Genomic DNA, 20,598 nt, shown 5'->3' on the forward strand with positions numbered 1-20,598 from the left:
TCGGTACCGGTAACAAGGTGTCCATCGGCCTGACCCGTTCGGAATACCAGACCCGCTACAACTTCGGCTTCGTTGATCCCTACTTCACTGCCGATGGCGTGAGCCTGGGCTACAACGCCTTCTACCGCAGCACCGACTACGACGACCTCGACGTCGACGTGGCCAGCTACGCGGTGGACAGCTACGGTGCGGGCGTCAGCCTCGGCTACCCGATCAGCGAGACATCGCGCCTGACCTATGGCCTGAGCGTGCAGCAGGACAAGATCAAGACCGGCAAGTACACCGTTGACGAGATCTTCGATTTCCTCGAAGAGGAAGGCGACAACTTCCTGAACTTCAAGGCCTCGATCGGCTGGTCCGAGTCGACCCTGAACAAAGGTGTGCTGGCAACCCGTGGTCACTCCCAGAGCCTGACCCTGGAATCCACCATTCCGGGCAGCGACCTGTCGTTCTTCAAGCTCGACTACCGCGGCCAGCTGTTCAAGCCGATCACCAACGACTACACCCTGCGCCTGCACACCGAGCTGGGTTATGGTGACGGTTATGGCAGCACCTCGGGCCTGCCGTTCTACGAGAACTACTTCGCGGGTGGCTTCAACTCCGTCCGTGGCTTCAAGGACAGCAGCCTGGGCCCACGCAGTACCCCAAGCCGCGGCGAGGCCAACGGTGGCAAGCCAGGCACCATCGCCGACCCGGACCAGGATCCGTTGCCGTTTGGTGGCAACGTACTGGTACAAGGTGGTGTCGAGCTGCTGTTCCCGCTGCCGTTCGTCAAGGACCAGCGTTCGCTGCGCACCTCCGTGTTCTGGGACGTGGGTAACGTGTTCGACACCAATTGCGGCAACCAGCCGGATTGCGAGAAGGTCGGTTTCTCGGGCATGGCCAGTTCGGTCGGCCTGGGCGTGACCTGGATCACCGCACTGGGCCCGCTGAGCTTCAGCCTGGCAATGCCGGTCAAGAAGCCGGACGATGCCGACACCCAGGTGTTCCAATTCTCTCTGGGCCAGACCTTCTGAGGTCGGCCCTCGCTTAATGACAACGGTTTATCCAGGAGTGCATCGTGCGTAAGTTGACCCAACTGGCCGTAGTGGCCGCGGCGCTGGTCGCCACCCCGGCTTTCGCCGAAATGAAGGTTGCCGTCCTGAACTATCAGATGGCCCTGCTGGAGTCGGATGCCGCCAAGAAATACGCGGTGGATGCCGAGAAGAAGTTCGGCCCGCAACTGACCAAGCTGAAAAGCCTGGAAAGCAGCGCCAAGGGCATCCAGGACCGTCTGATCAAGGGCGGCGACAAGATGCAGCAGCAGGAGCGCGAGCGCCTGGAGCTCGAGTTCAAGCAGAAGGCCCGAGACTTCCAGTTCCAGTCCAAGGAACTGAACGAAGCCAAGGCCGTTGCTGACCGCGACATGCTCAAGCAGCTGAAGCCGAAGCTGGATGGCGCTGTCGAGGAAGTGATCAAGAAAGGTGGTTACGACCTGGTCCTCGAGCGTGGTGCGGTCATCGATGTCAAACCTCAGTACGACATCACCCGCCAAGTCATCGAGCGCATGAACCAAGCCCGTTGATATGACCGTGACCATGACGCTAGGCCAGTTGGCCGAGGCCCTCGGCGCCACCCTCAAGGGGCCCGAGGCGCTGCAGATTACCGGGCTGGCCACCTTGCAGGAGGCTGGCCCAGGTCAGTTGAGCTTCCTCGCCAACCCGCAGTACCGCAAATTCCTGGATAGCAGCCAGGCGGCCGCGGTGCTGCTGAAGGCGGCGGACGCCGAAGGCTTTGCCGGCAATGCGCTGATCGTCGCCGATCCGTACCTGGCCTACGCGCGCATTTCCCATCTGTTCGACCCCAAACCCAAGGCTGTGGCGGGTATTCATCCCAGCGCCGTGGTGGCCGAGGACGCGCAGGTGGACGCCAGTGCCAGCATCGGGCCGTTCGCGGTCATCGAAAGCGGTGCGCGCATCGCGGCCAATGTCAGCGTGGGTGCACACTGCGTGGTCGGTGCCCGTTGCGTGATCGGAGAGGGCGGCTGGCTGGCCCCACGGGTCACCCTGTACCATGATGTGACCATCGGCAAGCGTGTGGTCATCCAGTCGGGTGCGGTGATCGGCGGTGAAGGTTTCGGCTTTGCCAACGAGAAGGGCGTGTGGCGCAAGATCGCCCAGATCGGTGGCGTGACCATCGGCGACGACGTGGAAATCGGTGTCAACACCGCGGTTGATCGTGGCGCGCTGTCGGATACGCGGATCGCTGATGGGGTCAAGCTCGACAACCAGATCCAGATCGCCCACAACGTGCAGATCGGTGAGCACACGGCCATGGCCGCCTGCGTCGGAATTTCCGGCAGCACGCGCATCGGCAAGCATTGCACCATTGCCGGCGGTGTCGGCATGGTGGGTCATATCGATGTCTGTGATAACGTTTTCGTGTCCGGGATGACCATGGTGACCCGTTCGATCACCGAACCGGGTGCCTATTCTTCCGGCACTGCCATGCAGCCACTGGCTGAATGGCGCAAGAGCGCCGCGCGTATCCGCCACCTGGACGACATGGCCAAGCGTCTCCAGCAGCTGGAAAAACGCGTCGATACCGTGACCTCAGGTGGCCAGCCGACATCAGAAGGCTGATACCATTCCCTGAGCAAGAGTGAACAGTCGCTAGCTGGCTCCTCTTTGGACTGCAAAAGGAGCGTGTGGTCAGCACCTGCGCTCCCTATTCTTATTACAGGCTTCCCCCCCGAAATGATGGACATCAACGAGATTCGCGAATACCTGCCTCACCGTTACCCGTTCCTGCTGGTGGACCGCGTGACGGAGCTGGACTACGAGGCCCAGAGCATTCGTGCCTACAAGAATGTCAGCATCAACGAGCCGTTCTTCAACGGCCATTTCCCGGCTCACCCGATCATGCCGGGCGTCCTGATCATCGAAGCCATGGCACAGGCCGCGGGTATCCTCGGTTTCAAGATGCTCGACGCCAAGCCGGCCGATGGCACCCTGTACTACTTCGTCGGCTCCGACAAGCTGCGTTTCCGTCAGCCGGTACTGCCGGGTGACCAGTTGGTGCTGGAAGCCAAGTTCCTCAGCCGCAAGAGCATGATCTGGAAATTCGAGTGCCGCGCCCTGGTGGACGGCAAGCCGGTTTGCTCGGCAGAAATCACCTGCGCGGAACGCTCCCTATGAATTCGATTGATCCTCGGGCCATTATCGACCCGTCGGCCAAGCTGGCCGATGGTGTCGAGGTCGGCCCCTGGTCGATCGTTGGCCCCGATGTGGAAATCGGGGAGGGCACCGTTATCGGCCCGCATGTTGTGCTCAAAGGGCCGACCCGCATCGGCAAGCACAACCGTATCTTTCAGTTTTCCTCGATCGGCGAAGACACCCCGGACCTCAAGTACAAGGGTGAGCCGACGCGCCTGGTGATCGGCGATCACAATGTGATCCGCGAAGGGGTGACCATTCACCGCGGCACCGTCCAGGACCGTGCGGAAACCACCGTGGGCGACCACAACCTGATCATGGCCTATGCCCACATCGGCCACGACAGCGTCATCGGCAACCACTGCATCCTGGTCAACAACACGGCCCTGGCCGGCCATGTGCACGTGGGGGACTGGGCGATCCTGTCCGGCTACACCCTGGTGCACCAGTACTGCCATATCGGTGCCCACGCGTTTTCCGGCATGGGCACGGCGATCGGCAAGGATGTCCCGGCCTTCGTCACCGTGTTCGGCAGCCCGGCCGAAGCCCGCAGCATGAACTTCGAAGGCATGCGCCGCCGGGGTTTCAGCGATGAGGTGATCCATGTGCTGCGCCGTTGCTACAAGATCGTCTATCGCCAGGGCCTGACCGTCGAAGACGCGCTCAAGGAGCTGGACGAACTGGCTGCGAAGCACCCTGAGGTCGATCTGTTCCGTCAGTCGATCGTGAACTCCGCCCGCGGCATCACCCGCTGACATGGCCCAGCTTTGCGTAGCCTTGGTCGCAGGTGAGGCCAGCGGCGACATTCTCGGTTCCGGCTTGATGCGTGCCATCAAGGCACGCCACCCCGACGTACGGTTCATCGGCGTTGGCGGCCCCTTGATGGAAGCCGAAGGCCTGCAATCCTATTTCCCCATGGAACGCCTGGCCGTCATGGGTCTGGTCGAAGTGCTGGGGCGCCTGCGCGAGCTGCTCAAGCGCCGCAAGCTGCTGATCGAGACCCTGATCGGCGAAAAGCCCGATGTGTTCATCGGCATCGATGCCCCCGACTTCACCCTCAACATCGAACTGAAACTGCGTCAGGCCGGGATCAAGACCGTGCACTACGTCAGCCCGTCGGTCTGGGCCTGGCGGCAGAAGCGTGTGCTGAAGATTCGCGAAGGCTGCGACCTGATGCTGACGCTGTTGCCATTCGAGGCGCGGTTCTATGAAGAGCAGGGCGTACCGGTGCGCTTCGTCGGCCACCCGTTGGCCAACACCATCCCGCTCGAAGCCGACCGCCCTGCCGCACGTGCCGCGCTGGGCCTGGGCGAAGGGCCGGTGGTCGCGTTGATGCCGGGCAGCCGGGGCGGCGAAGTAGGGCGGCTGGGCGCACTGTTCCTGGATGCTGCCGAACGGCTGCGCCAGCAGGTACCGGGCGTGCGTTTCGTGCTGCCCTGCGCCAATGCCGCGCGGCGCGCCCAGGTCGAGCAGATGCTCGAAGGGCGCCAGCTGCCGCTGACCCTGCTCGATGGCCAGTCGCACCAGGCCCTGGCGGCCTGTGACGCGGTGCTGATCGCCTCGGGTACCGCCACCCTCGAAGCACTGCTGTACAAGCGACCGATGGTGGTGGCCTATCGCCTGGCGCCCCTGACCTACTGGATCCTCAAGCGCCTGGTAAAGAGCCCCTACGTGTCGTTGCCGAACCTGCTGGCCCAGCGGGCGCTGGTACCCGAGTTGCTGCAGGACGACGCCACCAGCGAAGCCCTGGCCAATACCCTGGCGCCGCTGGTGGCTGATGGCAGCCAGCAGACCGAAAGTTTTGACGAAATTCACCGCACTCTGCGCCGTGACGCCTCCAACCAGGCGGCAGAGGCGGTACTGGCCTTGCTCAAGGACCGCTGACATGCAAATTGGACTGGACTTCAACCTGGTCGAAGACCTGGTCGCCGGCGTCGACGAAGTGGGCCGTGGCCCGCTGTGCGGCGCGGTGGTGACCGCGGCGGTGATCCTCGACCCGGCGCGCCCGATCCTCGGCCTGAACGATTCGAAGAAACTCACCGAAGCCAAGCGCGAGGCGCTGTTCGACGAGATCTGCGAAAAGGCCCTGAGCTTCTGCATCGCCCGCGCCGAGGTCGAGGAAATCGACCGCCTGAACATCCTGCATGCGACCATGCTGGCCATGCAGCGCGCCGTGGAAGGCCTGCACATTACACCGAAGCTGGCCCTGATCGACGGCAACCGCTGCCCGAAACTCGCCGTACCGGCGTCGCCGGTAGTCAAGGGCGACAGCCAGGTGCCGGCCATCGCGGCGGCGTCGATCCTGGCCAAGGTGACCCGTGACCGGGAGATGAGCGCATTCGAGCTGATCTACCCGGGTTATGGCATTGGCGGGCACAAGGGCTACCCAACCCCAGTGCACCTCGAGGCGCTGGCACGCTTGGGGCCTACACCTATTCATCGGCGCTCCTTTGCCCCGGTGCGGGCCGCGTGGGAAGCGCGTGCCGGTGTTCTCGATTCCCTGATCTGAACCCCCGGGGCCGCTTTGCGGCCCATCGCCGGCAAGCCAGCTCCCACACGGATCGTACAATCCCTGACAGCTACGCGGTCCCTGTGGGAGCTGGCTTGCCGGCGATGGGCTGCGAAGCAGCCCCAAAAAACATCCCCATTTAAGCTACAATCCCGCCCTTGTCGTTAAGCACTGCTACAGGATCTTCCATGTCGGTTCCCTTCGTTCACCTGCGCGTCCACTCCGAATTCTCGCTGGTCGACGGCCTGGTGCGGATCAAGCCGCTGGCCAAGGCGCTGGCCGGGATGAACATGCCGGCGGTGGCGATCACCGACCAGAGCAACATGTGCTCGCTGGTAAAGTTCTACAAGACTGCCATGGGCGCCGGCATCAAGCCGATCTGCGGCGCCGACCTGTGGCTGGCCGCTGCCGACCCGGAAGCACCGCTGTCGCGTATCTGCTTCCTGGCCATGAACCCCAAGGGCTACCGCAACCTCACCGAGCTGATCTCGCGCGGCTGGACCGAGGGCCAGCGTAACGGCCTGGTTATCCTCCAGCGTGAATGGATCGCCCCTGCCAGCGAGGGCCTGATCGCCCTTTCCGCAGGCAAGGAAGGCGATATCGGCATGGCCTTGCTGGCCGGCAAGGACGATGAAGCCGAGGCCCTGCTGCAAGACTGGATGGGCATGTTCCCCGAGCGCTTCTACGTCGAAGTGCAGCGTACCAACCGTGCCCGTGACGAAGAGTACGTGCACGCCGCCGTGGCGTTGGCTGACAAGTTCGGCGCTCCGCTGGTGGCAACCAACGATGTGCGCTTCATCAAGCAGTCCGACTTCGACGCCCACGAAACCCGCGTATGCATCGGTGAGGGGTGGACCCTCGACGACCCGCGTCGGCCAAGGATGTACAGCGACCAGCAGTACCTGAAATCGGCCGAGGAAATGGCCGAGCTGTTCAGCGACCTGCCCGACGCCATCGCCAACACTGTCGAGATCGCCAAGCGCTGCAACATCCAGGTGCAGCTGGGCAAGTACTTCCTGCCCGACTTCCCCACGCCCAACGGCATGGGCATCGATGAGTACCTGCGGCATGTGTCCCACGAAGGCCTGGAAGAGCGCCTGGCGGTGCTGTGGCCGAAAGAGACCACGCCCAATTACGAAGAGAAGCGCCAGGTCTACCTGGACCGCCTGAAGTTCGAACTGGACATCATCATCCAGATGGGCTTCCCCGGTTACTTCCTGATCGTCATGGACTTCATCAAGTGGGCCAAGAACAACGACGTACCGGTTGGCCCGGGCCGAGGATCGGGTGCCGGCTCGCTGGTGGCGTACGTGCTGAAGATTACCGACCTCGACCCGCTGGCCTACGACCTGCTGTTCGAGCGCTTCCTCAACCCTGAACGTATTTCCATGCCCGACTTCGACGTCGACTTCTGCATGGATGGCCGTGACCGGGTGATCGACTACGTCGCCGAAGCCTATGGCCGCAACGCAGTCAGCCAGATCATCACCTTCGGTACCATGGCGGCGAAGGCGGTGGTGCGAGACGTGGCGCGGGTACAGGGCAAGTCCTACGGCCTGGCCGACCGGCTGTCGAAGATGATCCCCTTCGAAGTGGGCATGACCCTGGAGAAGGCCTACGAGCAGGAAGAGATCCTGCGTGACTTCCTCAAGGGCGACGAAGACGCCCGCGAGATCTGGGACATGGCCCTGAAGCTCGAGGGCGTGACGCGCGGTACCGGCAAGCACGCCGGTGGTGTGGTCATCGCCCCGACCAAGCTCACCGACTTCTCGCCGATCGCCTGTGACGAAGAGGGCGGCGGCCTGGTAACCCAGTTCGACAAGGATGACGTCGAGGCTGCCGGCCTGGTGAAGTTCGACTTCCTCGGCCTGCGGACCCTGACCATCATCAAGTGGGCGATGGAGATCATCAACCGCGAGCAGGCCAAGAAGAACCTGCCCGACGTCAACATCGACTTCATCCCGCTGGACGACCGCAAGACCTACGAGCTGTTGCAGAAGGCCGAAACCACGGCGGTGTTCCAGCTTGAATCGCGTGGCATGAAGGAGCTGATCAAGAAACTCAAGCCCGACTGCCTGGAAGACCTGATCGCACTGGTGGCACTGTTCCGCCCGGGCCCGCTGCAATCGGGCATGGTGGACGACTTCATCAACCGCAAGCACGGTCGCGCCGAGCTGGCTTACCCGCACCCGGACTACCAGTACGAAGGCCTGAAGCCGGTACTGGCGCCCACCTACGGCATCATCCTGTACCAGGAACAGGTGATGCAGATCGCCCAGGTGATGGCTGGTTACACCCTTGGTGGCGCCGACATGCTGCGCCGTGCGATGGGTAAGAAAAAGCCCGAGGAGATGGCCAAGCAACGTGGTGGTTTCATCGAAGGTTGCGCCAACAACAATATCGATGCGGACCTGGCCGGTAACATCTTCGACCTGGTGGAAAAGTTCGCCGGTTACGGCTTCAACAAATCCCACTCCGCCGCCTATGGCCTGGTGTCGTACCAGACCGCCTGGCTGAAAACCCACCACCCGGCGCCGTTCATGGCTGCGGTGTTGTCGGCGGATATGCACAACACCGACAAGGTGGTGGTGCTGGTCGAGGAAGTGCGCAGCATGAAGCTGCGCCTCGACGCGCCGGACGTGAACTTCTCCGACTTCAAGTTCACCGTCAACAATGACGGGCGCATCGTCTACGGCCTGGGCGCTATCAAGGGCGTCGGCGAAGGCCCGGTGGAGGCGATCGTCGAGGCCCGCGCCCAGGGTGGCCCGTTCAAGGACCTGTTCGATTTCTGTGAACGCATCGACCTCAAGCGGGTGAACAAGCGTACCCTCGACGCGCTGATCCGCAGTGGCGCGCTGGACCGCCTGGGCCCGCACTTCCATGACGAGATCAAGGCCTACCACGCCAACATCGACATCAACCGTGCAACCTTGCTCTCGGCGCTGGGCGAGGCCATCAAGGCTGCCGAGCAGGCCGCCCACACCGCCGACAGTGGCCACGTCGACCTGTTCGGCGGTATGTTCGAAGCGGCGGATGCCGACGTCTACGCCAACCACCGCAAGGTGCGCGAACTGACCCTCAAGGAACGCCTGAAGGGCGAGAAGGACACCCTCGGCCTGTACCTCACCGGCCACCCGATCGACGAGTACGAGACCGAGATCCGCCGCTTCGCCCGCCAGCGCATCATCGACCTCAAGCCGTCACGCGAAACCCAGACCATCGCCGGCATGATCATTGCCCTGCGGGTGATGAAGAACAAGAAGGGCGACAAGATGGGCTTCGTCACCCTGGATGACCGCTCCGGGCGCATCGAGGCGTCGCTGTTTGCCGATGCCTTCATGGCGGCACAGTCCTTGCTGCAGACCGATGCCATGGTGGTGGTCGAAGGCGAGGTCAGCAACGACGATTTCTCCGGTGGCCTGCGCCTGCGGGTGAAGCAGGTGATGACCATGGAGGATGCGCGCACCAAGCTGGCCGAGAGCCTGCGCCTGAAGGTGGCACACGAAGCGCTCAAGGGCGACCGGCTGAAGTGGCTGGGCGAGCTGATTACCCGCCATCGCGGCGCTTGCCCGATCACCCTCGAGTACACCGGCAGCGACGCCAAGGCCATGCTGCAGTTCGGCGAGCAGTGGGCGATCGACCCGGCCGATGGGCTGATTCAGGCGCTGCGTGACCAGTTCGGGCGTGAGAACGTCTTCCTGCAATATCGTTGAACCGACAAAAATTTAATCTCGACCTGAATGCGCCTGATCCCTTAAGGTAGGGCGCCAAACGGATCAACCGGCCGGCCGCCTGGCCGTAGACCCAAGACGGATGACTATGAACCCGAATTTTCTCGATTTCGAACAGCCGATTGCCGACCTGCAAGCCAAGATCGAAGGCCTGCGCCTGGTAGGCAACGACAACTCGCTGAACATCAGCGATGAAATTGCCCGTCTGCAAGACAAGAGCAACACCCTGACCGAAAGCATCTTCGGCAACCTGACCAGCTGGCAGATCGCCCGCCTGGCCCGTCATCCGCGTCGTCCTTACACCCTGGACTACCTGGAGCACATCTTCACCGAGTTCGAAGAGCTGCACGGCGACCGCCACTTCGCCGACGACGCTGCCATCGTCGGTGGTACCGCGCGCCTGGACGGCAAGCCGGTCATGGTCATCGGCCACCAGAAGGGCCGTGAAGTGCGCGAGAAGGTACGCCGCAACTTCGGTATGCCACGCCCTGAAGGCTACCGCAAGGCCTGCCGCCTGATGGAAATGGCCGAGCGCTTCAAGATGCCGATCCTGACCTTCATCGACACCCCGGGCGCCTACCCGGGCATCGACGCCGAAGAGCGCAACCAGAGCGAGGCCATTGCCTGGAACCTGCGCGTGATGGCGCGCCTGAAAACCCCGATCATCGCCACCGTGATCGGTGAGGGTGGTTCCGGCGGTGCGCTGGCCATCGGCGTATGCGACCAGTTGAACATGCTGCAGTACTCCACCTACTCGGTGATTTCGCCGGAAGGCTGTGCCTCGATCCTGTGGAAGACTGCCGACAAGGCAGCCGACGCAGCCGAGGCCATGGGCATCACTGCCGAGCGCCTGAAGAGCCTGAACATCGTCGACAAGGTCATCCAGGAGCCGCTGGGCGGCGCCCACCGTGACCCGGCGAAGATGTCGGAAAGCATCCGTGCCGACCTGGTACAGCAGCTGGAAATGCTCGGCAAGCTCGACCATGACGCGCTGCTGGCCCGCCGTTACGATCGCCTGATGAGCTACGGTCTCTGATAGCGAGATGAATGGCACCGGCTTCGCCGGTGTTCGCGGGCACGCCCGCTCCCACAGTTAATGCTCTGCCCTCGGGGCTAGCGCCATACTTGTGGGAGCGGGCGTGCCCGCGAATGCGTTCTTGAATCGAGCGAGGCTAGATGATCAACCTCACCCCCTGGCTCAACGCCCCCACCTGGTACATCGCCTTCTCCGGCGGCCTCGATTCCACCGTCCTCCTGCACCTGCTGGCCGACTACGCCCGCAATCACGCATCCCCTCCACTGCGCGCCATCCACGTCCACCACGGCCTGCAATCCGCCGCCGATGCCTGGCCTGCCCACTGCCAAACCATCTGCGACAATCTCGGCATCGAACTCCAGGTCATCCACGTCCAGGTCACCCCCGGCGCCAGCCTCGAACAAGCCGCCCGCGACGCCCGCTATGCTGCCTTCAGGCAAGCCCTCGGCCCGGGTGACATCCTGTTCACCGGCCAGCACCGCGACGACCAGGCCGAAACCCTGCTGTTCCGCCTGCTGCGCGGCGCAGGCCTGCGTGGCCTGGCGGCAATGCCGGGGCAGCGGGCGCTAGGGCAGGGCAGCCTGGTCAGGCCATTGCTGGGCTGTTCCCGCCAGCAACTGCAGGACCATGCTCAGGCCAATGGGCTGGCCTGGATCGAAGATCCGTCAAACGCTGACACACAATTTGCCCGCAACTACCTGCGCAGCGAAGTGTTTCCGCTGCTTCAGCAACGTTGGCCGCAGGCCAGCCAGAACCTGGCCCGCGCCGCCGAGCACCTGGGCGAAGCCCAAGGCCTGCTGGACGAGCTGGCCCAGGACGACCTGGCGCTCGCCGGGGAGGGCGCGCCGGTGGCTTGGCCGGGGCTGGACTCCCTCGACCTGGCTACTCTGGTGGCGCTGTCGCCGGCCCGTCAGCGCAATGCCCTGCAATACTGGCTGAGCCGCCGTACCCGCCTGCCCGACACCCGGCACTGGGCCGGCTGGGCGGACCTGCGCGATGCCGCCGCCGATGCCCAGCCCGCCTGGCAACTTGCCGATGGGCAACTGCTGCGCAGTCATGGGCGCATCTGGTGGTTGAGCGGTGACTGGCTGCAGCTGCCCGTCGGCGAACTGGCCTGGGCCGATCCCGCCAAGCCTTTGCCGTTGCCGGGTAACGGCAGTGTGCGTCTTGTTGGCGCAGCGCCGCTGCACGGCTTGCGCATTGCCTACCGTCAGGGCGGTGAAGTGCTGGACCTCCCCGGCCGCGGCCGGCGCGACCTCAAGCGCCTGCTCAACGAGTTGCAGGTGCCGCTTTTCCTGCGCCCGCGCCTGCCACTGCTGTACCAGGGCGAGCGCCTGCTGGCGGTGGCCAACCTGCCGGGGCTGGTGCAGGCTGATTGCCAGCTGTCCTGGCAGTTGCCGACGAACGCGCAAGGTTTGAGCTGAAGGGTACATTCGGGTAGACTACTCTCCCTTCTTGATACAGCTTCTGTGGGTTCCGCGAAAACACAGGAGTTGCCGATTACCAAGCAGTTTTTTGCTGGGCTGATTCTGGAAATGACGAGCGAGCTCCATGCCGGGGATACCCCTGGTCTGTACAGACGCGGCAGTTTTTCGAGATGCACTGTGATTGACGCAGGTGATCGGGGGCTTCGGCCTTCCTTCGCTTTCTCCGGCGGCGCTGGCCGCCTTAACGCAGACTTCTAGGGTTTTTCATGACGCGCTACATATTCGTCACGGGCGGTGTTGTTTCTTCATTGGGGAAAGGCATTGCCTCGGCTTCCCTGGCGGCCATCCTGGAAGCGCGGGGCCTGAAGGTCACCATGCTCAAGCTGGATCCGTACATCAACGTCGATCCGGGCACCATGAGCCCGTTCCAGCACGGTGAAGTGTTCGTCACCCACGATGGCGCCGAGACCGACCTCGACCTGGGCCACTACGAGCGGTTCATCCGCACCACCATGACCCAGAACAACAACTTCACCACCGGCCGCATCTACGAGCACGTACTGCGCAAGGAGCGTCGTGGTGACTACCTGGGCGCGACCATCCAGGTCATCCCGCACATCACCGACGAAATCAAGCGTCGCATCATCAAGGGCGCCGGCGATGCCGACGTGGCCCTGGTGGAAATCGGCGGTACCGTGGGTGACATCGAGTCGCAGCCGTTCCTCGAGGCCATCCGCCAGCTGCGCGTCGAAGTGGGCTCCAAGCGCGCCATGCTGATGCACCTGACCCTGGTCCCGTACATCGCCACCGCTGGCGAGACCAAGACCAAGCCGACCCAGCACTCGGTCAAGGAGCTGCGCTCCATCGGCCTGCAGCCTGACGTGCTGATCTGCCGCTCCGACCACCCGGTCGATGCCTCGTCGCGTCGCAAGATCGCGCTGTTCACCAACGTTGAAGAGCGTGCGGTGATTTCGCTGGAAGACGTCGACACCATCTACAAGATCCCGGGCGTGCTGCACGCACAGGGCCTGGACGACTTCGTCGTCGAGCGTTTCGGCCTGCAGTGCAATGGCGCCGACCTGTCCGAGTGGGACAAGGTGGTCGATGCCAAGCTCAACCCCGAGCACGAAGTGACCATCGCCATGGTCGGCAAGTACATGGAGCTGCTGGATGCGTACAAGTCGCTGATCGAAGCGATGAGCCACGCCGGCATCACCAACCGCACCAAGGTCAACCTGCGCTACATCGACTCGGAAGACATCGAGAACCAGGGCACCAGCCTGCTCGAAGGCGCCGATGCCATCCTGGTACCGGGCGGTTTCGGCCTGCGCGGCGTGGAAGGCAAGATCACCGCGGTGCAATACGCCCGTGAGAACAAGGTGCCGTACCTGGGTATCTGCCTGGGCATGCAGGTGGCCGTGATCGAATTCGCCCGTAACGTGATGGGCTGGAAAGACGCCAACTCCACCGAGTTCGACCGCAACAGCGGCCACCCGGTCGTCGGCCTGATCACCGAGTGGGCCGATGCCACCGGTGCCGTCGAAACCCGCAGCGAAGCCTCCGACCTGGGTGGCACCATGCGCCTGGGTGCACAGGACTGCCAGCTGGCCGCCGGCTCCAAGGTGCACGACTGCTACGGCAAGGACGTGATCACCGAGCGTCACCGTCACCGCTACGAAGTGAACAACAACCTGCTGCCACAACTGGTCGACGCCGGCCTGGTGGTTTCCGGCCGTTCCGAAGACGGTGCGCTGGTGGAAGTGGTCGAGTCCAAGGACCACCCATGGTTCGTCGCCTGCCAGTTCCACCCGGAATTCACCTCGACTCCGCGTGACGGCCACCCGCTGTTCAGCGGCTTCGTCAAGGCAGCCCTGGCTCAGAAGAACAAGGCCTGATCAATGACCCAGAAGATCATTCGCGTCGGTAACATCGAGATCGCCAACGACAAGCCGTTCGTCCTGTTCGGCGGCATGAACGTCCTGGAGTCCCGTGACCTGGCAATGAAGGTCTGCGAGGAGTACGTGCGGGTGACCGAGAAGCTCGGTATCCCGTACGTGTTCAAGGCCAGCTTCGACAAGGCCAACCGTTCGTCGGTAACCTCGTACCGTGGCCCGGGCATGGAAGAGGGGCTGAAGATCTTCGAAGAGATCAAGCGCACCTTCAACGTGCCGGTCATCACCGACGTGCACGAGCCTTACCAGGCCGAGCCTGTAGCCAAGGTGTGCGACATCATCCAGCTGCCGGCCTTCCTGTCGCGGCAGACCGACCTGGTGGTGGCCATGGCCAAGACCGGCGCGGTGATCAACATCAAGAAGGCCCAGTTCCTCGCACCCCAGGAAATGAAGCACATCCTGACCAAGTGCGAGGAGGCCGGTAACGACCAGTTGATCCTCTGCGAGCGTGGTTCGAGCTTCGGCTACAACAACCTGGTGGTGGACATGCTCGGCTTCGGCATCATGAAGCAGTTCGAGTACCCGGTGTTCTTCGATGTGACCCACGCCCTGCAGATGCCGGGTGGTCGCGCCGATTCCGCCGGTGGTCGCCGCGCCCAGGTCACCGACCTGGCCAAGGCCGGCATGAGCCAGGGCCTGGCCGGGCTATTCCTCGAAGCCCACCCCGACCCGGACAACGCCAAGTGCGATGGCCCATGCGCCCTGCGCCTGGACAAACTGGAGCCGTTCCTGGCCCAGCTCAAGCAACTGGACGACCTGGTGAAAAGTTTTCCGACGGTAGAAACCGCGTAAAGCTCGATTCTCGGGTAAAGTACCGTCCGATCCACCCCTGACCAGTCGGTCAGGGGTTCCCTTCACCCGGCCTGCCCACTGCAAGTCCGCCCGGTGAACGGCAAGAATTTCCTAAGCTAAGTTGTTTTCGTCAATTCTGGAGTGCTTACAACAATGGCAAAAATCGTCGACATCAAAGGTCGTGAAGTTCTCGATTCGCGTGGCAACCCCACCGTGGAAGCCGATGTACTGCTCGACAACGGCATCATCGGCAGCGCCTGCGCGCCGTCCGGTGCTTCCACTGGCTCGCGCGAAGCGCTGGAGCTGCGTGATGGCGACAAGAGCCGTTACCTGGGCAAGGGCGTGCTGAAGGCCGTCGCCAACATCAACGGCCCGATCCGTGACCTGCTGCTGGGCAAGGACCCTGCCGACCAGAAGGGCCTGGACCGCGCCATGATCGAACTGGACGGTACCGAGAACAAGGCCAAGCTGGGCGCCAACGCCATCCTGGCCGTTTCCCTGGCTGCCGCCAAGGCCGCTGCCCAGGACCAGGACCTGCCGCTGTACGCGCACATCGCCAACCTGAACGGCACCCCGGGCCAGTACTCGATGCCGGTACCGATGATGAACATCATCAACGGTGGCGAGCACGCCGACAACAACGTCGACATCCAGGAGTTCATGGTTCAGCCGGTTGGCGCCAAGACCTTCTCCGAGGGCCTGCGCATGGGTACCGAAATCTTCCACCACCTCAAAGCCGTGCTGAAGGCCCGTGGCCTGAACACCGCCGTTGGTGACGAGGGTGGTTTCGCCCCTAACCTGGCTTCCAACGAAGACGCCCTGGGCGCCATCGCCGAAGCCGTCGAGAAAGCCGGCTACAAGCTGGGCACCGACGTGACCCTGGCCCTGGACTGCGCGGCTTCCGAGTTCTACGAAGACGGCAAGTACAACCTGTCCGGCGAAGGCAAGTCGTTCGACGCCGAAGGCTTTGCCGAGTACCTGAAAGGCCTGACCGAGCGCTTCCCGATCATCTCGATCGAAGACGGCCTGGACGAGTCCGACTGGGCTGGCTGGAAGATCCTCACCGACAAGATCGGCACCAAGGTGCAGCTGGTTGGCGACGACCTGTTCGTGACCAACACCAAGATCCTCAAGGAAGGCATCGAGAAGGGCATCGGTAACTCGATCCTGATCAAGTTCAACCAGATCGGCTCGCTGACCGAAACCCTGGAAGCCATCCAGATGGCCAAGGCTGCTGGCTACACCGCGGTGATTTCGCACCGTTCCGGTGAAACCGAAGACTCGACCATCGCCGACCTGGCCGTGGGTACTGCTGCTGGCCAGATCAAGACTGGTTCGCTGTGCCGTTCCGACCGCGTTTCCAAGTACAACCAGCTGCTGCGCATCGAAGAACAACTGGGTGCCAAAGCGGTTTACCGCGGTCGTGCCGAGTTTCGCGGCTAAGCAAGAGATGGTAAAAAGACAGCAGCCGGAGTTGTAGGAACGTTCGTACTGTTCTTTTCTACATTCCAACGGGTTTCTGTCGACGAAGCCTGGCCTCGGCCAGGCTTCGTGCTATTCGAGGCCCCGAAGTAAAAAGTACCCGGCAGCCTTTTTAACCTGGATAACGTGATGCGCAGTCCCTATTGGTTGTTCCTCGTCCTGCTCCTGCTGCTGGGTGGCCTGCAGTACCGCCTGTGGGTGGGTAATGGCAGCCTGGCGCAAGTGACCGAGCTGAAGCAGCAGATTGCCGAGCAGCATGCCGAAAACGAGCGCTTGCTCGAGCGCAACCGCGTGCTCGATGCCGAAGTGCTGGAGCTGAAAAAAGGCATGGAGACCGTTGAAGAGCGGGCTCGCCACGAATTGGGGATGGTCAAAGAGGGCGAAACCCTCTTCCAGTTGCCACAGAAATGATCGAAACCTTACCGGCCTTCTGGGCCGTGATTCCTGCTGCGGGCGTAGGTGCCCGCATGGCTGCCGACCGCCCCAAGCAGTACCTGGAGCTGGCCGGGCAGACCATTCTCGAGCACAGCCTCGACTGTTTTCTTGGCCACCCGATGCTCAAGGGCGTGGTGGTCAGCATTGCCGAAGATGACCCGTACTGGCCTGGCCTGCGCTGCGCCAGCGACCCGCGCATCCAGCGCGCCACGGGTGGCCGCGAGCGTGCCGACTCGGTGCTCAATGCCTTGCTGGTGCTGCATGCCCAAGGGGCGGCGGACAGCGACTGGGTGCTGGTGCATGATGCCGCGCGACCGAACCTGGCGCGCAGCGATCTGGACAAGCTGTTGTCGGAGCTGGCGGGCGACCCGGTGGGTGGCCTGCTGGCGGTGCCGGCGCGCGATACCCTCAAGCGGGCCGATGCCGATGGCCGGGTGGGGGCTACCGTCGACCGCAGCACCATCTGGCAGGCCTATACGCCGCAGATGTTCCGCCTGGGGGCGTTGCATCGGGCGCTGGCCGAGTGCCTGGTGTCGGATGTGCTGGTAACCGACGAGTCCTCCGCCATCGAGTGGTCCGGCCAGGCGCCGCGGCTGGTCGAAGGGCGCAGCGACAACATCAAGGTAACCCGGCCAGAAGACCTGGAGTGGTTGCGCCAGCGTTGGGCAGGGCGCCGCTGAGGCTTTGACCAGTGCTGGCTTCTTCGCGGGCGAGCCCGCGAAGAGGCCGGCACAGCCAACACACCCCTTCAGCCTTGCCGATACTCCGGCAACCCCGCCAACCCTTCTGGTCGAAGGGCGCGCGACAACATCAAGGTGACCCGGCCGGAAGACCTGGAGTGGTTGCGCCAGCGTTGGGCAGGGCGCCGCTGAGGCTTTGACCAGTGCTGGTTTCTTCGCGGGCATGCCCGCTCCCACAGGTACAGCGCCAGCCTGAAGGTATGCGCAGGACCTGTGGGAGCGGGCGAGCCCGCGAAGAGGCCGGCACAGCCAACACACCCCTTCAGCCTTGCCGATACTCCGGCAACCCCGCCAACCCTTCCTTCAGGTAATCCACCAGCCGCCGTACCTTCGGCGACAGGTGCCGTTGCTGCGGATACAGCGCCCACACCGCGGTATTCGGTGGCTGGTGCGCCTCCAGCAACGACACCAGCGCACCACTGTTCAAGTGCTCCAGCACGTAATAATCCGGCAGTTGGCACAACCCCATCCCCTGCAGCGCCGCGTCCAGCACCGCCTGCCCGCTGTTGCAACGCCAGTTGCCTTGGACTCGTTGGCTGATCTCGCGGCCGTCCTGCTGCAGCGCCCACAAATCCGAGCTGCCCACCAGGCAATTGTGCCGCGCCAGTTCCGACAGGCTGTGTGGCCGACCGTAACGTTCCAGGTAGGCCGGCGAAGCGCACAGGTACATGCGCCGGGGCGCCAGGCGGGTTGCCACCAGTCGTGAATCGGCCAGCCGGCCCAGGCGGATGGCCAGGTCCATGCCTTCATGCACCAGGTCGAGGGTATGGTTGCTCAGTTCCACATCCACCCGCAGCTGCGGGTACAGCGCCATGAACCGTGTCACCAGCGGCACGATGAAGCGCTCGCCATAAGCCACCGCGCAGGTCATGCGCAGCAACCCCTTGGGCTCGCTGGCCAAGTCGCCCATGGCGCGCAGGGCTTCCTCGCGGCCATCCTGCAGGCGCTGGCAGTGCTGCAGGAATGTCTGCCCGGCCTCGCTCAGGGTCACCCGCCGGGTACTGCGGTACAGCAGGCGCGTCTGCAGCCGTTCCTCCAGCCGGGCGATCTGCCGGCTGATGTGCGACGAGGAAACCCCCAGGCGCTCGGCGGCCGCGGTGAACTGGCCCGACTCGGCCACGGCGACGAATTCGTCGATGCCTTCCCAGCGGCTGCTCATTGATTGTCCCTGTATGGCAATAATGTTTTGTCTTTGGCCGGATTATTCATCAAAAGGCGGTGAATTACACTGCCAGACTGAATCGACCCTCTGTCTGGAGACCTTTGATGATCAAGTCCCGTGCTGCCGTAGCCTTCGAAGCCAAGAAACCCCTGGAAATCGTCGAAGTCGACGTGGCCATGCCCAAGGCCGGTGAAGTGCTGCTGCGCGTGGTCGCCAGCGGTGTCTGCCACACCGACGCCTACACCCTGTCCGGCGCCGACCCGGAGGGCATCTTCCCGTCGATCCTCGGCCACGAAGGTGGCGCGATCGTCGAGGCGGTAGGCGAGGGCGTCACCTCGGTCGCCGTCGGTGATCACGTCATCCCGCTGTACACCCCGGAATGCGGCAAGTGCAAGTTCTGCCTCTCGGGCAAGACCAACCTGTGCCAGGCCATCCGCGCCACCCAGGGCAAGGGCCTGATGCCGGACGGCACCACGCGCTTCTCCTACAAAGGCCAGCAGCTGTTTCACTACATGGGTACCTCGACCTTCTCCGAGTACACCGTGCTGCCGGAAATCTCCGTGGCCAAGATCCAGAAAGAAGCGCCGCTGGAAAAGGTCTGCCTGCTGGGTTGTGGCGTCACCACCGGTATCGGCGCGGTGCTCAACACTGCCAAGGTCAAACCGGGTGACACCGTGGCCATCTTCGGCCTGGGCGGCATCGGCCTGTCGGCAGTGATCGGTGCGGTCAAGGCCAAGGCGTCGCGCATCATTGCCATCGACATCAACCCGGCCAAGTTCGAAATCGCCCGCCAGCTGGGTGCCACCGACTGCATCAACCCGAAAGACTACGACCGCCCGATCCAGGAAGTGATCGTCGACCTCACCGACGGCGGCGTGGACTTCTCCTTCGAGTGCATCGGCAACGTGCAGCTGATGCGTGCTGCGCTGGAATGCTGCCACAAGGGCTGGGGCGAATCGGTGATCATCGGCGTGGCCGGTGCCGGCCAGGAAATCGCCACTCGTCCGTTCCAGCTGGTCACCGGCCGCGTATGGCGTGGTTCGGCGTTCGGTGGCGTACGTGGCCGCAGCGAGCTGCCAAGCTACGTGGAAATGTCTGAGAAGGGCGAGATCCCGCTGGATACCTTCATCACCCACACCATGGGCCTGGAAGACATCAACAAGGCCTTCGACCTGATGCACGAAGGCAAGAGCATTCGCAGCGTGATCCACTTCTGAGGTTTGCCATGAGCCTGGATAACATCTCCTGCCAGAAGAGCTTCGGCGGCTGGCACAAGCGTTACCGGCATCACTCCAAGGTGCTGGGCTGCGACATGGTGTTCGCCGTCTACCTGCCGCCGCAGGCCGAACAGGGCGAGAAGCTGCCGGTGCTGTACTGGCTCAGCGGCCTCACCTGCACCGACGAGAACTTCATGCAGAAGGCCGGCGCCCAGCGCCTGGCCGCAGAGCTTGGGTTGATCATCGTCGCCCCCGACACCAGCCCGCGTGGCGAGCAGGTGCCGGGCGACCCGGACGGTGCCTGGGACTTCGGCCTGGGTGCCGGCTTCTACCTCAATGCTACTCAGCAGCCCTGGGCCCAGCACTACCGCATGCACGACTATGTGGTGGAGGAGTTGCCCGCGTTGATCGAAGCGCACTTCCCGGCTTCGGGCGAGCGCAGCATCAGTGGCCACTCCATGGGTGGGCATGGCGCGCTGGTGTGCGCCTTGCGCAACCCGGGGCGCTACCGCTCGGTGTCGGCGTTCTCGCCGATCAGCAACCCGATGGATTGCCCTTGGGGCGAGAAAGCCTTCAGCCGCTACCTGGGTGAAGACCGTGCGCGCTGGCGCGAGTGGGATGCCAGCGTGCTGCTGGCCGAGACCCCGGCCGGCGAATGCCCGCCGCTGCTGGTGGACCAGGGCGACCGCGACGACTTCCTCGAGAAGCAACTCAAGCCTGAAGCCCTGGAGCAGGCGGCACGCAAAGGTGGGCATGAACTGACCCTGCGCCTGCAGCCTGGCTATGACCACAGCTACTACTTCATCGCCAGCTTCATCGAGGAGCACCTGCGTCATCATGCGGTGGCCTTGGGGCGGGTGTAAGGCGTAGCTGTGGTGCTTGCTTCATCGCTGGCAAGCCAGCTCCCACCTCGACCGCATG

General features: G+C 63.4%; 18 protein-coding genes and 1 pseudogene. 18 read left to right on the top strand and 1 reads right to left on the bottom strand.

What is annotated here, in order from left to right; genetic code table 11:
- From B2790_RS15615 to ispD (B2790_RS15690), 16 genes and pseudogenes are all read left to right on the top strand, one after another.
- Positions 1–1,016 (top strand): BamA/TamA family outer membrane protein (locus B2790_RS15615; RefSeq protein WP_286919172.1); only part of this gene is annotated, 1,016 nt, incomplete at its 5' end.
- Positions 1,017–1,060: 44 nt separating this feature from the next.
- Positions 1,061–1,564, top strand: a complete 504-nt coding sequence (locus B2790_RS15620) for an OmpH family outer membrane protein (protein WP_015269197.1) — start codon at positions 1,061–1,063, stop codon at positions 1,562–1,564.
- Position 1,565: 1 nt separating this feature from the next.
- Entirely contained in the window at positions 1,566–2,621 is a 1,056-nt protein-coding gene (gene lpxD / locus B2790_RS15625; RefSeq protein ID WP_013971258.1) for a UDP-3-O-(3-hydroxymyristoyl)glucosamine N-acyltransferase, read from the top strand.
- 114 nt (positions 2,622–2,735) lie between these two features.
- Positions 2,736–3,176, top strand: coding sequence for a 3-hydroxyacyl-ACP dehydratase FabZ (fabZ, locus tag B2790_RS15630; RefSeq protein WP_004375427.1), 441 nt, complete (start codon positions 2,736–2,738; stop codon positions 3,174–3,176).
- Positions 3,173–3,949, top strand: a complete 777-nt coding sequence (gene lpxA, locus B2790_RS15635) for an acyl-ACP--UDP-N-acetylglucosamine O-acyltransferase (RefSeq protein ID WP_025337980.1) — start codon at positions 3,173–3,175, stop codon at positions 3,947–3,949. Before fabZ ends, lpxA begins: the two co-directional genes overlap by 4 nt.
- Position 3,950: 1 nt before the next feature.
- A complete protein-coding gene (gene lpxB / locus B2790_RS15640) occupies positions 3,951–5,078 on the top strand; it encodes a lipid-A-disaccharide synthase (protein WP_286919173.1) in 1,128 nt (375 codons plus the stop codon).
- 1 nt (position 5,079) lies between these two features.
- A complete protein-coding gene (gene rnhB / locus B2790_RS15645; RefSeq protein ID WP_085593290.1) occupies positions 5,080–5,703 on the top strand; it encodes a ribonuclease HII in 624 nt (207 codons plus the stop codon).
- A 188-nt stretch (positions 5,704–5,891) separates the two neighbouring features.
- Entirely contained in the window at positions 5,892–9,416 is a 3,525-nt protein-coding gene (gene dnaE / locus B2790_RS15650) for a DNA polymerase III subunit alpha (protein WP_286919174.1), read from the top strand.
- A 106-nt stretch (positions 9,417–9,522) separates the two neighbouring features.
- Complete coding sequence (gene accA, locus B2790_RS15655) at positions 9,523–10,470, top strand: acetyl-CoA carboxylase carboxyl transferase subunit alpha (RefSeq protein ID WP_286919175.1); 948 nt, start codon at positions 9,523–9,525, stop codon at positions 10,468–10,470.
- A 140-nt stretch (positions 10,471–10,610) separates the two neighbouring features.
- On the top strand, positions 10,611–11,894 hold the full coding sequence (gene tilS, locus B2790_RS15660) for a tRNA lysidine(34) synthetase TilS (RefSeq protein WP_286919176.1): 1,284 nt from the start codon (positions 10,611–10,613) through the stop codon (positions 11,892–11,894).
- Positions 11,895–12,163: 269 nt separating this feature from the next.
- The gene (locus B2790_RS15665) at positions 12,164–13,792 is read left to right on the top strand and encodes a CTP synthase (RefSeq protein ID WP_025337984.1); all 1,629 of its coding nucleotides are present in this window, start codon (positions 12,164–12,166) and stop codon (positions 13,790–13,792) included.
- Positions 13,793–13,795: 3 nt separating this feature from the next.
- Positions 13,796–14,641, top strand: coding sequence for a 3-deoxy-8-phosphooctulonate synthase (gene kdsA / locus B2790_RS15670; RefSeq protein ID WP_025337985.1), 846 nt, complete (start codon positions 13,796–13,798; stop codon positions 14,639–14,641).
- 153 nt (positions 14,642–14,794) lie between these two features.
- Positions 14,795–16,084: a phosphopyruvate hydratase gene (gene eno, locus B2790_RS15675; RefSeq protein WP_286919177.1), complete on the top strand. Its 1,290-nt coding sequence runs from the start codon at positions 14,795–14,797 to the stop codon at positions 16,082–16,084.
- A gap of 168 nt (positions 16,085–16,252) precedes the next feature.
- Positions 16,253–16,534 carry a cell division protein FtsB gene (ftsB, locus tag B2790_RS15680; RefSeq protein ID WP_004375443.1) on the top strand — a complete coding sequence of 94 codons (282 nt, stop codon included), beginning with the start codon at positions 16,253–16,255 and terminating at the stop codon, positions 16,532–16,534.
- Positions 16,531–17,238 carry a 2-C-methyl-D-erythritol 4-phosphate cytidylyltransferase gene (gene ispD / locus B2790_RS15685; protein WP_137163173.1) on the top strand — a complete coding sequence of 236 codons (708 nt, stop codon included), beginning with the start codon at positions 16,531–16,533 and terminating at the stop codon, positions 17,236–17,238. The genes ftsB and ispD (B2790_RS15685) overlap by 4 nt, the downstream gene beginning before the upstream one ends.
- A gap of 123 nt (positions 17,239–17,361) precedes the next feature.
- A pseudogene (gene ispD / locus B2790_RS15690) lies at positions 17,362–17,430 on the top strand (2-C-methyl-D-erythritol 4-phosphate cytidylyltransferase); the annotation flags it as partial.
- A 130-nt stretch (positions 17,431–17,560) separates the two neighbouring features.
- Here the strand turns inward: ispD (B2790_RS15690) and B2790_RS15695 are convergent.
- Positions 17,561–18,457 carry a LysR substrate-binding domain-containing protein gene (locus B2790_RS15695; protein ID WP_025337988.1) on the bottom strand — a complete coding sequence of 299 codons (897 nt, stop codon included), beginning with the start codon at positions 18,455–18,457 and terminating at the stop codon, positions 17,561–17,563.
- A gap of 107 nt (positions 18,458–18,564) precedes the next feature.
- Between B2790_RS15695 and B2790_RS15700 the strand changes: the two genes are divergently transcribed.
- Together B2790_RS15700 and fghA are read left to right on the top strand one after the other, a co-directional pair.
- Positions 18,565–19,677 (top strand): S-(hydroxymethyl)glutathione dehydrogenase/class III alcohol dehydrogenase, encoded by a 1,113-nt coding sequence (locus tag B2790_RS15700; RefSeq protein ID WP_016712915.1) that lies wholly within the window; start codon positions 18,565–18,567, stop codon positions 19,675–19,677.
- 8 nt (positions 19,678–19,685) lie between these two features.
- Positions 19,686–20,540: an S-formylglutathione hydrolase gene (fghA, locus tag B2790_RS15705; RefSeq protein ID WP_025337989.1), complete on the top strand. Its 855-nt coding sequence runs from the start codon at positions 19,686–19,688 to the stop codon at positions 20,538–20,540.
- Positions 20,541–20,598: the final 58 nt, after the last annotated feature.

Origin of the sequence: Pseudomonas sp. UBA6753 (assembly GCF_002453565.1) — a bacterium.
GTDB lineage: Bacteria > Pseudomonadota > Gammaproteobacteria > Pseudomonadales > Pseudomonadaceae > Aquipseudomonas > Aquipseudomonas putida_Z.